Origin of the sequence: Jatrophihabitans sp., from assembly GCF_035474675.1 — a bacterium.
GTDB lineage: Bacteria > Actinomycetota > Actinomycetes > Mycobacteriales > Jatrophihabitantaceae > Jatrophihabitans_A.
In genome coordinates this window covers 1-13868 of record NZ_DATINC010000027.1, presented here as the reverse complement: position 1 = coordinate 13868, position 13868 = coordinate 1, and the positions used below count along the sequence as shown (strand labels likewise).

Below are 13868 nucleotides of genomic sequence, written 5' to 3'. Positions count from 1 at the left end.
TGGCCGAGGCTGGTGGTGACCGTGGTGGGCGTACCGTCAGCGTTCGCCGCCGTACTGGTGTCGGCCGCGACGGGATTGATAGCCACGGTCACGCTGCCGGCGACGGTGCCGGGCGGGTCGACGTGCACGCTGTAGGTGCCGGCGGCGGTCAGTGCGGTGGTGTCGATGTAGTTGGCGCCGCCGCAGTACCAGACGGAGTTGAGCGAAGTGCCAGCCGGGTCACGCAGCAGCATCGAGAAGCACTGCGAGTAGCTGCCGTTGGAGATGTTGACGAACACCCGCTGGCCGGCGGTGGCGGTAAAGGTGAAATCGGCGTTCTGCCCCAGGACGGTGGTGACGGTATGCGAACTGCCATCAGCACTGACGGGGGTGACGGCGTCGGGCGGCACGTTGTAAATGGCGATGGTGGCGCTGCCGGTATCAGTACCACCGGGGTTGAACACCAAGGTGTATCCGCCGGCTTGGTCCAGCGTGGTGGTGTCGATGGTGGCGCTGGCCGAGCAGACTGGCGTGCTGGTGACGCTCGTTCGGCTCGGGGAGAGCAGGGCGACGCTGGCGCAACTGGTGGTGTGTGCGGTGTTGCCGGTGATGCTGACGTACACCCGCTGCCCGGCGGTTGCGGTAAAGGTCAGATTGGCGCTCTGCCCGATTCCGGTGGTGACGGTCTTAGGCGTGCCGTCGGTGGTAATGGAACTGGTGGAGTCCACCACCAGGTTCAACGTTACCGGCAGCGAGCCGCTGCTGCCGTTCGTGGAAAGGGCCACGGTGTAGCTGCCGGCCGTCGGCAGCAGCTGGTCGAGGTAGTTGTTGGTCGCCACGCAACTGTCCGAGCCGATCGTCACGCCGTGCGGGTCGTAGATGGCGAGTGTGCCGTTGCAGGACGGGACGCCGGAGGTGCCCTCTTGCACGAACAGATGGCTATTCGCGGACGCGTCGAAGACGGCCAGCGCGACATGGCCCGAGCCGGAGGTTGCCAGCGTCACCGTAGCCGGCAGCGTCACCCGCTGGCCGGTGTCGAGGGTGTTGCCCGTCAGCCCGGCGGGCAGCACGTACAGGTCCGTCGAGCTGGTGGCCACTCCCGTAGGGGTGGAGACAGTGACCTTCCCGGAGCCGACCGCGTTCTGCGGCACCGTGACGGTCAGGCTGGTTGCGGTCGCGGCGGTCACCAGAGCGCGGGTCTGGTTGATCTGCACCACGTTGCGGGCCAGGTTCAGGTCGAAGTGGCTGCCGCTGATCGTGAGGGTCGCGCCGAGGCTGACCCGGCTGGCGCTGAAGCCGGTGATGGTCGGAGCCTGCCCCGACGGGTCGACGGTGAAGCTGGGCCCGGTGGCGGTCGTCTTGCTCACCGTGACGGTGACCGCTCCGCTGGTCGCACCTGATGGGACGGTGACAGTGAGCGATCCGGCCGTCGCCGCGGTCACTGTAGCGGCCTTGTTGCTGGTGAACTTGACCGTGTTGTTGGAGGGGGTGGTGCTGAAGTTGGCGCCCCGGATGACGACGGTGCTGCCCACGGTGGCGTGTTGCGGCGTCATGCTCATGACCTGCGGGGAGGTGCCGGTGCTCGGCGTGGTCGCGGTCATATTGCCGGCCGCGTCATAGCTGTGGGTAACGGATCCCACGCCAGGCTCGCTGGCACCTACCAGTCGTCCCGAGGCGTCGTAGCTGTAGGTCACCGGGCCGGCCGGCGGCAGGGCAAGGCTGGCTGAGGCGACCGGGCTCTCGAAGCCCAGCACCAGACTGGCGGTGACGAGGAGGGCTACCGCATCACGCAGGCGGGCAACGGGACGGCGAGGGCTCATCGGAGCCTCCAAGTTCGCTAGCAGCACGGACTAACGTGATGACACGGGCTAAGCGGGATGACAGGCGCTAAGCGTGATGAGGTGGGCTTAGCGTGAAGAGATGAAAGCACTGCCGTTCGGTTAAAACAAGATGTTTGAATGAAGCAGTTCGATCAATTTAAAAGGTTCCTTATAGTTCCTTTACTCCTCCTTCACTCCACGGGGATCTCCGAGAATCCGCCGTTCGGCGGCTGGGGTCTGCCACTGCAGAGCATTTGTGCAGGCACGGAGGCCGGCGAATACCCATCAGATGCGGCAGGTTCGCCACCATGAAGAGGTGGAGTAGAGGACGAGGGGCGCTATTTCAAATAATATTTAAATGTTTTCTTCATTCATCCTAGGTAATAGAGTTTCCGCTCATGCCCCCTTCCTTTCCTGGCGAGGTATCCCGGCGAGCTGCGCTCTCGGCCGCGCTCGGTGCTGCCGCGGCGGGGGTGGCCGGCTGTACGGCGTCCCATGCCCGACCGGCCGCGGCGACCGCAAGCGTCGCCGCCAGCAACGGCAGCACCACACCAGCGGTCGTAACTGAGCCGTTCTACGGCCCGCACCAGCCCGGCGTGGTCACCCCGGCGCAGGCCTGCCAACTCCTCTCCGCCTTGGACGTGACCGCGACCAGCGCGGCCGAGCTACGCCGACTGCTCGACGACTGGACCGCCGCGGCAGCGCTGCTGACCAGCGGCAAGCCGGTACCGGCCCCGGCGGACCGGCCGGCGCTCACCGACACCGGCGAGGCGGCGGACGCGTCAGCATCCCGGCTGACCATCACCATCGGCTACGGGCCGAGCCTGTTCGACAAACGCTTCGGCCTGGCCGCCCGCCGCCCTGCCCCGCTGGTCGAATTACCCCACTTCAGTAACGACAATCTGCAACCGGCCTGGTGCGGCGGCGACCTGGTGCTCCAGGTCTGCGCGGACGACGCCCAGATCGCCTTCCACGCCCACCGGCAACTGCTGCGGCTGGCCAGCGGGTTGGTAAGCGTGCGCTGGTCGCAGTCCGGCTTCCGCGGACCGCAGCTCGGCGACAATGCCAAGCCGCTCACCCGCAACCTGTTCGGCTTCCACGACGGGGTCCGCAATCCGGCGCTCGACGATGCCAAGGCGCTGGAGAAAGTGGTGTGGGCCGGCGGCACGGACTGGATTGCCGGCGGCAGCTACCTGATCACCCGCCGGATCCTCCTGTTCACCGACGGCTGGGACGACGTGCCCGACGACCAGCAGCAGCGGATCATCGGCCGGGACAAGCAGTCCGGCGCGCCGCTGTCCGGTGGCAGCCTGACCAGCTCGCTGGATCTGGCTGCCAAGAGCACAGATGGCAGCCCGGCGATCCCGCTCGACTCGCACGTCCGGCTGGCCTCGGCCGAGCTGAACGGCGGCGCGCAGATCCTGCGGCGCAGCTACGCCTTCTCAGACGGCTCACCGCCCGGCGTCCAGGCCGGGCAGATGTTCTGCTGCTTCCAGTCCGACCCGCGCACCGGCTTTCTCCCTATCCAGCGCCGGCTCAGCCAATCCGATGCGCTGAACACCCACAGCCAGCACGTCGGCAGCGCGATCTTTGCCATCCCGCCGGGCGTGCAGCCGGGCCAGAGCTGGTCGGCCGCGCTGTTCGGCCAGGCTTAGGCCTACCTCACAATGGATTTCAGCTCCGGATCAGCCGCTCGGCGTGGTCGTGCTCGGCCGCGGTCGGCTCGGCCGGCCCGCTGGCGGTCAGCCGCCAGCGGGTGACGGTCCCGTCCGGGACGATGAGCTCACCGGCCTGCAGCGCCTGATCGATCCGGCGATGCACCTCGTCCGCCCGGTCCGGCTCAGTGGCGAACAGGGTGCGCAGCCGGACGGTGTCGCCGTCCCGGTCGGCGCGGGTGGCGTGCGGGGCCAGCGGGCACGGCGGCTGGTGTTCCCAGTGCCCGCACAGGGCGACGGTGATGGCCGCCCCCGGCGCGCCGTCGTCGGCGGGTGCCGGCATCAGCAGCTCGGCGGTGTGGGCGAAGGCGCGGCGCATGCCGTCGAGTGTGCCGGGCGACCGGCGGGGTTGTCACAGCCCGGAGATCACCACCCCGGGACAGGGCTCACAGCCCCGGGATGGGCCGGCAACACGTCGGGGTCAGCGCCTGGGCCACGGCGGCCAGGCTCGTTGCGGTGTCGCGGCCGGCCGGGCGCACCACCAGCTGGGTGAGCGGCGGCAGCGAGCCCTCCAGCGTGCTGACCGCCCCGGTGGCCCGGTTGACGACCGCGATGCTGCCGTCCACGGTGATGACGAACAGCCACCGGCTGTCCGGCGAGAAGGCGGTGATGCCGTCGAAGGACTCCAGGTTGGCCGACACGCCGATCAGCTTGCGGTTGCCGGACTTCAGGTCGAGCAGGTACAGCCCGGAGGTGCCGTTCGAGCTGTTGGTCAGCATCGCCGCGGTCGCCCCGTCCGGAGAGATGATCCCGGTCCGCGGCTGGTTCACCGTCGCGGTGCTCACGGTCCGCCGGCTGCCGTCCAGCCGGTTGACGAGCACCTGCTGGCAGCGGTACTGCTCGTCGCACTCCACCACCAGCCAGCCGGTCGGGCCGACGGCCAGCAGCGCGCCGGTGCTGATCCGGCGCAGGCCGCCCGGCCGAGCCTGGTACACCCCGCCGATGCTCGGGTACAGCAGGTAACCCGCCCCGTCGGAGACCGCCTCGAAGGACGAGCTGCCGGTGGGAACCGGCACGAAGTCGGCGAGCCGCCTGCCGTCCAGGGTGGCCAGCGCCATCACCGGCTGGTGGTCGTCGGCCGGCCGGACCCACATCTGGCCCGGTGCCGGCCCCGGGAACACCGGGCCGTCCAGGTTGAGCTGGGCAGGCAGCACGCGGGCCGGCTTGCCGTCGGGCACCAGGTAGCCCGGGACGTGGTCCAGCGGGCGGATGATCACCCGGTCCGAGCCGGTCAGCAGGGAGACCGGGCCGCCGCTGTTCAGGTCGGGAATCGTGGTCTGGATGATCCGGCCGGCGGCCGGCTGGATGCGTACCAGCACCCTGGTGCCGCGGGCGATCAGCTCCCAGCCGGTGCTGGCGCCGAACAGCGGATGGCCCAGCGGGGTGACCGTCACCGAGGTGGCCGGGGACGGCGTGGTCCCCGGCAGCGAGACCCGCGGCGCCGGCCGGGAGGCCGGCGTGCTGGCACCGGCCGCCGCGGGAGTGGCCGGTGGGCTGTTGCGGACGTGGTTGATCGCCGCCACCGCACCGGCGACGACGAGCGCGGCGAGCGTCAGCGTGAACCATCTCGGCCAGGGCAGCCGGGGCGGGGTGCTGCCGGTCGACAGCTCCTCCACGGTGCCGTCGTCGAGCCAGTGCACGTCGTCGAAGTACCCGTCGTCTCGGCCCACAACTCATTGTGGCCCGGCGCCGGGTGGCCGCCGCGGCCGTCCGGCGATTCGCAACCCCTTCGTCACCGGCAACGTCCCGCGGTTTCGGCCGGCCGGCGCCTATCTTGCGGATGTCGCGGCGTGCAACAGCTCGGCCCGTGCCGGTGTCAGTTGGTCAACGGGCTAGGAAGGCGGGCGCGGCATGAGGATCGACCGGAGGATCCGCGGACTGGTACTGGTGCCGGTCCTCGCGGTGTGCGCGGCGGTGCTGTCGGGGTCTACCGGGTCGGCGAGCGTGCCGACCGGAGGCGCCCAGGCGGTGTTCAACCGGATGACCGAGGCCCAGCGGATCGGCCAGCTGTTCATGGTGGGCGGCGCCGCCACCGGGGTCAGCTCGGCGACCCTGTCCGCGATCAGCAGCTACCACGTGGGCAACGTGATCCTGACCGGCCGCAGCTCGCTGGGGCTGGCCGCGACCCGGTCGGTCACCCAGGGCCTGCAGGCCCGGGCCACCTCGGCGGCGACCGGCGGGGTGCCGCTGTTCATCAGCACCGACCAGGAGGGCGGCTACGTCCAGGTGCTGTCCGGGCCGGGCTTCTCCACCATTCCGCAGGCGCTCACCCAGGGCGGCTGGGCGACATCGACGCTGCAGGCGGCGGCGGCACACTGGGGCGGCCAGCTGACGGCGGCCGGGGTGAACCTGAACCTGGCGCCGGTGCTGGACACCGTGCCGGTCGGCCAGGTCAACCCGCCGATCGGCTACTACTACCGCGAGTACGGCCATACCCCGGACGTGGTGGCCTCGCACGGGGTGGCGGTGATCCGGGGCATGCTGCAGGCCGGCGTCACCACCACGGTCAAGCACTTCCCGGGTCTGGGGCGGGTCGACGCGAACACCGACACCACCGCCGGGGTGACCGACCACGTCACCACGTCCAACGACGCGTACCTGGCGCCCTTCCGGGCCGGGATCCAGGCCGGCACCCCGTTCGTGATGATGTCGAGCGCTTACTACCAGCTGATCGACCCGGCCCGGCCGGCCGCGTTCTCCGCCACCGTCATCGGTTCGCTGTTGCGCAACCAGCTGGGGTTCCACGGCGTGGTGATCAGCGACTCCCTGGGCGCGGCGCAGCTGGCGGCATGGGCGCCGGGCGAGCGGGCGGTGAACTTCCTGGAGGCCGGCGGCACCATGGTGCTGATCAATGACCCGAGCCAGATCCCGGCCATGGTGGGCGCGGTGTCGGCCCGGGTCGCGAGCAATTCGGCGTTCCGGGCCAAGGTGGACGCCGCGGCGCTGCTGGTGCTGCGGACCAAGCAGGCCCGCGGGCTGATCGGCGCGGTCGTGCACGACTACAACGGCGACGGACGGTCCGACCTGGCGGTCTGGCGGCCGTCCACCGGGACCTGGTGGGTGCACGGTGTGACCACCGCCCAGTGGGGCAAGCCCGGTGACGTGCCGGTGCCGGCCGACTACAACGGCGACGGACGGGTCGATCTCGCGGTCTGGCGGCCCTCGACCGGGGTCTGGTGGGTGCGCGGCATCGAGACGGTGCAGTGGGGGTTGCCGGGGGACGTGCCGGTGGTCGCCGATTTCAACGGCGACGGACGGGCGGACCTGGCGGTGTGGCGGCCCTCGTCCGGTATCTGGTACGTGCGCGGGGTGACCACCGCCCAGTGGGGCAAGCCCGGCGACCAGGCCGTGCCGGCCGACTACAACGGCGACGGACGCGCCGACCTGGCAGTCTGGCGGCCCTCGACCGGAGTCTGGTGGGTGCACGGGGTGGTCACCGCCCAGTGGGGCAAGGTGGGCGACGTGCCGGTACCCGGCGACTACCACGGCGACGGACGCGCCGACCTGACCGTCTGGCGGCCCTCGACCGGAGTCTGGTGGGTGCGCGGCGTGGTCACCGCCCAGTGGGGCAAGCCCGGCGACGTCCCGGTCTGAGCCCGGCGTCCGGCCGCATCCGGCCCCTGATCAGCGTGACCTGCGGCCCGGTCGGTCCACGTCAGCCGGCTGGCCGTCGGTCCCGCGAGCCCGATCCTCGCCCCGGCCAACGACATGGGCAGGCAGCTCGTCCCAGGCCAGCACGCACGGCTGCGGCCGCCAATCCCGCAGCCACCAGCTGGAGAAATGCCAGATGCCACGACAACGACTTTCCACCCCATTCCCTTTCAGCAGTTCAGCGATCTGACGCCATCCAGTCGTGCAGAACCACCGGCACGCCGGCTCGTAACTCGACGCGCCCCTGGACGGCGGGGAGGGATCGGCTCCGTCCCCGCCGCCCAGGAACTCTGCAGCGGTGTCGTCTTCTAACCCCGGGGATTCAGGCTTTCTAACCCAGGATTCTGTTCAGCAGCATGGCGATCTGGTTGACCACTGCCGCCAGTGCGGGCAAGGGCACCCGCGACGCTGGCCGTCGACGGCTGGGCGGTCCGGGGCGCGGCCGAGGCGACCACGGCAGAACCCACGAACAGGGTGCACGCCGCCACGATCGCGAGGAGCACGTACCACAACCTGCGTAGCAGACCGCTCCACCTCGATCTCCGTGCCGTGTCGGTGACCATCGAATCCCTTACCTCTTCCGACCTCCGGATCGGTGCCAGCCGTTCCGGCCGCCGATCGTGGAGGGACTCAGCACTATGAAGAGCAGCTGGAAGCCGCCGCATCACGCGGGCCGCATCGCCCATCTGCCGGTCTGCCGTCCGCAGGAGCTCCGTAGGCCCGGGGGCTGCGAAGCGCAAGGGGGCGGTGCAGCGACGGCCGACCTGGCCCGCTCCCGCGTAATGCCGACCGTCCGAGGGCGTCCACCCGGTGGCTGCAGCTGCCGCCGACCAGTCGGCGCCAGGAATTCCGGGCTCCGCCCGTATCGCGGCAAGGGCTTGCAGGTCAGTACTGGCAGGCCTGTTCTGGCGGTAGTGTCGCTCCATGAGCGCCACCCTCTCTCCGGGCCCTGACCCCGGGGAGAGTGGGATCGACATCGGAGAGCTTCTCGCGCTGGTGCGGCGCGTGGTGACGCCGCGGGTGCCGGATCCCGCAACGGCCGACGATCTGGTGCAGGAGACGTTGACCCGGGTTCTCGATGCCGGCGACCGGGTCACCCAGGGCATGCACGGCCCCTATGCCATCGTCACCGCCCGCAACCTCGTCTCCTCCTTCTTCAAGCAGCAGGAGACCCAACGGCGCAACCAGCACCGGCTGGCCGAGCCGGCACCGGATGAGCACGTCGATCAGCAGTTGCTGGACGGCGAACGACGGGCGGCGATGGCGACCGCGCTCACCCACCTGTCCGACCGGGACCGGCAAGCCCTGGTCGCGCACGAGGTCGACGGTCAGGACACCGGCTCGCTCGGTACCCAGCTGGGCATGACGGCCGGCGCGGTCGCTGCCCAGCTGCACCGGGCCCGGGCCCGGCTGCGGGTCGAGTACCTGCTGGCACTGGAAAGGATGGAGCCGCCGACCGACCGTTGCCGGCAGGTTCTCTATGCACTCTCGGCCCGGGACCGCCGGCGGCAACGCGAGCTCGACGCCGCCCGGCACCTGCTCGAATGCGACCTCTGCCCGAAGATCAGCCGGCCGCTGTTCGAGCGAACCGCCGACAGTGCCAGGAAGGACGTCATCGAGATTCGCCGGGACGCCGACATCGTGACGGCGCGGCAGGCAGTGCGCGAGGTTGCTTCCGGCGTCGGATTCTCCCGGACGGACGCGACCATCATCGCAACGGCGGTGTCGGAGATCACCCGCAACATCGTCCGGTTCGCCGAACGAGGCGAACTCAGCATCGAGGTGATCGAGGAGGACGGCTACGGCGTGCTGATAACCGCTCGGGATACCGGCCCCGGCATTCCCGACGTCGAGCGGGCAATGGTCGACGGGTACAGCACCTACAGCGGGCTGGGGCTCGGCCTGCCCGGGGCCCGCCGGCTCATGGACGAGTTCGAGGTGGTGTCAGAAGTGGGTCGGGGAACGACGGTGACCATGATCAAGTGGCTGAAGGGAAACGCCAGATGACTGAGGACCAGCACGTCGTCGAGCAGGCGGCAGCAGACTTTCCACCCCTCGATCCCCAGGACGAGGAAGAGCTGCTGCCACAACTGGTGGCCCACCTGCGCGACAACCGGGCCAAGCTCCGGCAGGAATGGGCCGGACGCATCCAGGAGGCCCATCTGCTGCAGGCCATGACGCCCCAGGAGGTCGCCGCGGAGACCACCTCGGTGTACGACAACTACGTCGAGGTACTCGAGACCGGAAGCGTCGAGGCGCTGCAGCACTACGCCCGCGACCTGTCCGAGCGGATCATTCCCCGGGGTGTGGAGACCCATGAGGTGGTGGGCATCGTGCTGCTGCTCCGCGACGTCCTCGCCCGATCGCTCTTCGGCAAGTACCAGCAGGACTTCTCCATGCTCAACCGGGTCCTGGACGCCTACGAGCCTGCCGCGAACCGGATCGCCAATACCGTCGCGGTGAGCTTCGTGGATGAGCGGGAACGGGTGATCCGGCAGCAGCAGGACGCCATCCGGGAACTGTCCACGCCCGTTCTCCCGGTGCGGGAACGACTTCTCATCCTGCCGATCATCGGGGTGCTGGACACCGAGCGAGCGCGTCAGCTCACCGAGCAACTCCTCGCTGGCATCCGCAGGCATCGTGCCAAGGTCGTCGTCATCGACATCACCGGTGCCCCTACCGTGGACGAGGCAGTGGCCAACCACCTCGTCCGTACCGTCGACGCGTCGCGTCTGATGGGTGCGAGCGTCATCATCACCGGGCTGTCGCCCGGTATCGCCCAGACCCTGGTGACGATCGGGGTCGACCTCAGCAAGATGAACACGATCGGCGACCTGCAGGGTGGCCTCGAAGAGGCAGAACGGCTGCTGGGCTACGCCGTCAGTCGGCAGGAGGGTTTCGCCGGATAATGGATGCCGGGCCAGCGCTCGTCTCGATCCTGCGGCAGGGTTCCACCCTGATCGCATCGATCCATACTGCCCTCGACGACACCCAGCTGACTCGCTTCCAGCGTGATCTGATCGGACAGATCGGGGCACGGCGGTCGCGCGGGGTGATCATCGATGTGGCCGCGCTGGATGTCCTGGACTCGTTCGGACTGCGCACCCTGAGAGACATAGCGGAAATGGCCCGCCTTCGCGGCGCCACCACCGTGATCGTGGGAATCCAACCGGACGTCGCCCTTGCCATGGTGGAACTGGGCCTCGGCACCGGAGCGGTGCGGACGGCTCTGGATCTGGAGGAGGGCCTGGCCTACCTGAACGGCGCGGCGGGCGCTGCCGCGTACTCCGACCACCTGGTGCCACCGTGGCAGTGACCCCGGAGCTGCACCGTAACTACCGGGTCGCGTTCCTGCGTTATCTGCCGCGGCGCGAGGAGGCGCCGCTTCGCGCGGCCTACGAGATCGGGCGCTCGGCGGTCGTGGAAGGAATTCCGATCCTGGACCTGGCCGAGTTGCACCACCAGGTGTTCCTGGAGGTCATCCAGAACACCCCGGAAGCCGACCTGGTGGGTGTCACCACCGGCGCATCGGAGTTCTTCCTGGAAGTGCTCGCTACCTATGACATGACCCACCGGTCGCTGCTCGACCAGCAGCGACCGTCCGAGCCCGGGACGGAGAGTCCCTAGCCCGCCGCCGGAAAAGCAATCCGGCCGAGCGGCCGGCCCGCCTGTTCCCCTTTTTACGAAAGGCCGTCATGGGAGTACCGAGAGCTGAGCTGGCTGGCAAGGTCGCCATCGTCACCGGTGCCGCGCGCGGCATCGGGTACGCGATCGCCAGCCGGTTCGCGGCCGAAGGCGCCGCCGTCGCGCTGTCCGACATCGACGTCGCCGGCGTCGAGAACGCGGCCCGAACCCTCGGCGAGGACGGGGCGAACGTGATCGGCGTCGGCGGTGACGCAGGGGTCGCCGCCGACGTCGACCGGCTGATCCAGGCGACGCTGGAGGAGTTCGGCGGCGTCGACATCCTGGTGAACAACGCCGGCGACGTCACGACGCTGCGGCATTTCCTCGACAGCGACCAGGACTGGTGGGACCGGCTGGTGCGCACCAACCTCACCAGCCACTACCTGTGCACCCAGGGCGTGGCCGGCCTGATGGCCGCGGCCGGCGGCGGCTGCATCATCAACATGTCCAGCGGCGGGGCGAACCGCTCGCACCGCGGCATGGTCGCCTACGACGCCACCAAGGGTGCCATCGAGGCGATGACCCGCAGCCTGGCGCTCGACCTGGCGCCGTACGGCATCCGGGTGAACGCCCTGGTGCCCGGGCTGATCGCGACCAACCCGGCGCATCTGGAGCCGGCTGCGCGCAAGCTGCGGGACGAGACGATCCCGCTGGGCCGTGGCGGGACGCCGGAGGACCTGGCCGGGCCCGCGGTGTTCCTGGCCTCCGACGACGCCGCCTACGTCACCGGCGCCTGCCTGGTGGTCGACGGCGGGGTGCTGGTGCAGCAGCGCTCGCCGCAGGTCGAGGTGTTCGGGCTGGACAAGTTCCCCCGGATCCCCGGCAGCAGGTTCGCCTGAGGTCTCGCCGTATCCGAACGACACCTGTCTTTAGAACGGCAGTACCCAGGAACGGCAGTGGGCCCGCCCCGGAATCCGGGGCGGGCCCACCGATCGTGCGTCAGACCGTCAGGACGGGTTGTTCACCGTCACGGTGAGCGGTCCGTTGGTGGTCTGGCTGGTCACGGTGATGCTCACGCCGTGGCCGGCCACGTAGGTCGACGACAGCGGGTTCGCCGACGACCAGTACCGGTCCACCACCGAGTCGTTGAAGGTCGGGATACCCGCGTTGGACGGGGCCGAGGCGGTCAACGTCTGGATGGTGGCGTTTTTGCCGGTGCCCACCTGGACCTCCTTGTGCAGCGCGACCGCGTCGGTCGCCTGCAGGCCGAAGGTGGCGTCGAACGGCTGGCGCCGGTTGCCCGGCTTGGTGCCGTCGGAGTAGGTGAACGGCGCCGGACGAGCGTCCACCGGCAGCACCAGGCCGTGGCCCTGGTGGTCGATGGTGTTGTTGTCGTTGTAGGTCTCGTCCGCCATCCACACCAGCAGGCCGTCCTGGTAGGGGAACCGCTCAACCCAGTTCGGGGCCGTGAAGCCCTTGCTGAAGTTGTACGGGCCGGTCTGCAGCGTCGCGTCGTAGCCGGTGTAGGTCCGGTTCTCGGCGAGGTAGTACCGGTCCCCGATGGTGGACTCGGTGCCGGTGCTGCGCTTGAAGCCACCCGCCGCGGTCCAGCCGTTGTCACCGGACTCGACGTTGTCGGTCAGCAGCGTGGTGCCGCCGGACTTCACCACGAAGTCGTCGAGGAACGCGCCGCCGAGGTTCACCCCGCCGTCACTCTGGTACCGCAGCCGGAACAGGGTCGTCTGGCCACCCGGCACCGACCACTTCAGGCTGGTCCACTTGCCGTTGGACGAGCCGGTCAGCGGGCTGCCGATCTCGGTCCAGCTGGCCCCGCCGTTGGTGGAGTACTCGCCGTGCAGGTAGTCGAAGCCGTCCTCGATGTTGTACCAGGCCTTCGCCGTGACCGTGGCGGTCCGGATCCCGGTCAGGTTGAGGCTGCGGGCCAGCGTGGAGTTGGAGTCACTGGCGTTGCCGGTCCACCAGGCGTAGCTGCCCGAGCTCGGCGCGGTGTAGGTCTTCTGGACCGCCTGGTCGGGCACGTCCACGATCAGCGCCTGGGACTGGCCGGTGGTCTGCATGGACGCCGGGCTCAGCGTGTAGCTGCCGCCCTGGCCCTGGGACACCACCGAGTAGTTCAGCCAGCCCAGCTGCTGCTTCTCCCACGGGCCCATGTGGTCCGGGGTGCTGCCGATGTCCTCGGTGCCGTGGTTGAGCCAGGAACCGGCCGACATGATGGTCCAGAAGCCGGTGCCGTTGTCGCCGCCGTTGGTGTCGTAGAGGTCCGGCAGGCCGAGGTCGTGGCCGAACTCGTGCGAGAACACCCCGAGGCCGCCGTTCTCCGCCTCGACGGTGTAGTCGCCGATCCAATAGCCGGTGTTGCCGATCTGGGTGCCGCCGAAGCGCACCGGGGTGCCGCCGACGGTGGGGCCGGTGATGCCGTAGTCGGTCTGGTTGACGTACCAGCGGTGCGACCAGATCGCGTCCTCGCCGCCGTTGCCGTCCTCGCCCTCGCCGGCGTGCACCGCCTGGAAGTGGTCGAGGTAGCCGTCCGGCTCGTCGAAGTTGCCGTCGCCGTCGTAGTCGTAGCGGTCCCAGACGTCGAAGGAGGCCAGCTGCGCCTTGATGTCGGCGTCCGACCGGCCGGCGGCGACCTGGGCGCTGTACCAGGCGTTGCCGGAGTCGGAGATGAACTTCCAGGCGCCGCCGTTGTTCTCGACGGTGTTGTCGCCGTAGGTGGAGGCGTTGCTCGGTACCTGCACCCAGTTGCTGACGTCACCGTCGACGGTGTAGTGGCCGGCCGACTGGGTGGAGTAGAAGTTCTTGAACGACTCGCCCGGGCCGAAGAACAGGTCCAGGTAGTGCTGGCGGTTGAAGTCGGCCGTCCACGCCGTGCTGTTGTCGAGGCTGCGGTCCGGCTGGGCGATCTGGTTGTGCTGCGGGCCGGGGGTGGTGCCGAGCTTGCCGCTGCCCTGGGTGCCGAAGTCGGCCAGGATGGTGAACACCCGGCCGGTGCCGCTGACCGCCGCCTGGTAGTACTTGTCGTCGGCGAGCTTGACGACGCCGTCGGCGTTGGGGGCCG

At 69.5% G+C, this 13868-nt stretch carries 11 protein-coding genes; 7 read left to right on the top strand and 4 right to left on the bottom strand.

Annotation, left to right across the window (positions count from 1 at the left end; genetic code table 11):
- Positions 1–1799, bottom strand: a 1799-nt coding sequence (locus VLJ82_RS02580) for an IPT/TIG domain-containing protein (RefSeq protein WP_408661757.1), incomplete at its 3' end; no start/stop codon positions are given.
- A gap of 398 nt (positions 1800–2197) precedes the next feature.
- On the opposite strand from VLJ82_RS02580, the gene VLJ82_RS02575 reads away from it, so the two are divergent.
- Positions 2198–3454: a Dyp-type peroxidase gene (locus tag VLJ82_RS02575; RefSeq protein ID WP_408661756.1), complete on the top strand. Its 1257-nt coding sequence runs from the start codon at positions 2198–2200 to the stop codon at positions 3452–3454.
- 19 nt (positions 3455–3473) lie between these two features.
- Here the strand turns inward: VLJ82_RS02575 and VLJ82_RS02570 are convergent, their stop codons facing one another.
- Both VLJ82_RS02570 and VLJ82_RS02565 read right to left on the bottom strand, forming a co-directional pair.
- Positions 3474–3833 carry a hypothetical protein gene (locus VLJ82_RS02570; protein WP_408661755.1) on the bottom strand — a complete coding sequence of 120 codons (360 nt, stop codon included), beginning with the start codon at positions 3831–3833 and terminating at the stop codon, positions 3474–3476.
- A 67-nt stretch (positions 3834–3900) separates the two neighbouring features.
- On the bottom strand, positions 3901–5184 hold the full coding sequence (locus VLJ82_RS02565) for a hypothetical protein (protein WP_408661754.1): 1284 nt from the start codon (positions 5182–5184) through the stop codon (positions 3901–3903).
- 181 nt (positions 5185–5365) lie between these two features.
- On the opposite strand from VLJ82_RS02565, the gene VLJ82_RS02560 reads away from it, so the two are divergent.
- From VLJ82_RS02560 to VLJ82_RS02535, 6 genes are all read left to right on the top strand, one after another.
- Entirely contained in the window at positions 5366–7108 is a 1743-nt protein-coding gene (locus tag VLJ82_RS02560) for a glycoside hydrolase family 3 N-terminal domain-containing protein (protein ID WP_408661753.1), read from the top strand.
- A gap of 981 nt (positions 7109–8089) precedes the next feature.
- Positions 8090–9172 carry a sigma-70 family RNA polymerase sigma factor gene (locus VLJ82_RS02555; protein WP_408661752.1) on the top strand — a complete coding sequence of 361 codons (1083 nt, stop codon included), beginning with the start codon at positions 8090–8092 and terminating at the stop codon, positions 9170–9172.
- On the top strand, positions 9169–10074 hold the full coding sequence (locus VLJ82_RS02550; protein WP_408661751.1) for an STAS domain-containing protein: 906 nt from the start codon (positions 9169–9171) through the stop codon (positions 10072–10074). The genes VLJ82_RS02555 and VLJ82_RS02550 overlap by 4 nt, the downstream gene beginning before the upstream one ends.
- Positions 10074–10481, top strand: a complete 408-nt coding sequence (locus tag VLJ82_RS02545; RefSeq protein WP_408661750.1) for an STAS domain-containing protein — start codon at positions 10074–10076, stop codon at positions 10479–10481. Before VLJ82_RS02550 ends, VLJ82_RS02545 begins: the two co-directional genes overlap by 1 nt.
- Positions 10472–10792 carry a phosphatase RsbU N-terminal domain-containing protein gene (locus VLJ82_RS02540; RefSeq protein ID WP_408661749.1) on the top strand — a complete coding sequence of 107 codons (321 nt, stop codon included), beginning with the start codon at positions 10472–10474 and terminating at the stop codon, positions 10790–10792. Before VLJ82_RS02545 ends, VLJ82_RS02540 begins: the two co-directional genes overlap by 10 nt.
- A 68-nt stretch (positions 10793–10860) precedes the next feature.
- On the top strand, positions 10861–11688 hold the full coding sequence (locus tag VLJ82_RS02535; protein ID WP_408661748.1) for an SDR family NAD(P)-dependent oxidoreductase: 828 nt from the start codon (positions 10861–10863) through the stop codon (positions 11686–11688).
- Positions 11689–11796: 108 nt separating this feature from the next.
- Here VLJ82_RS02535 and VLJ82_RS02530 read toward each other — a convergent pair.
- Positions 11797–13868 (bottom strand): immune inhibitor A domain-containing protein (locus tag VLJ82_RS02530; protein WP_408661747.1); only part of this gene is annotated, 2072 nt, incomplete at its 5' end.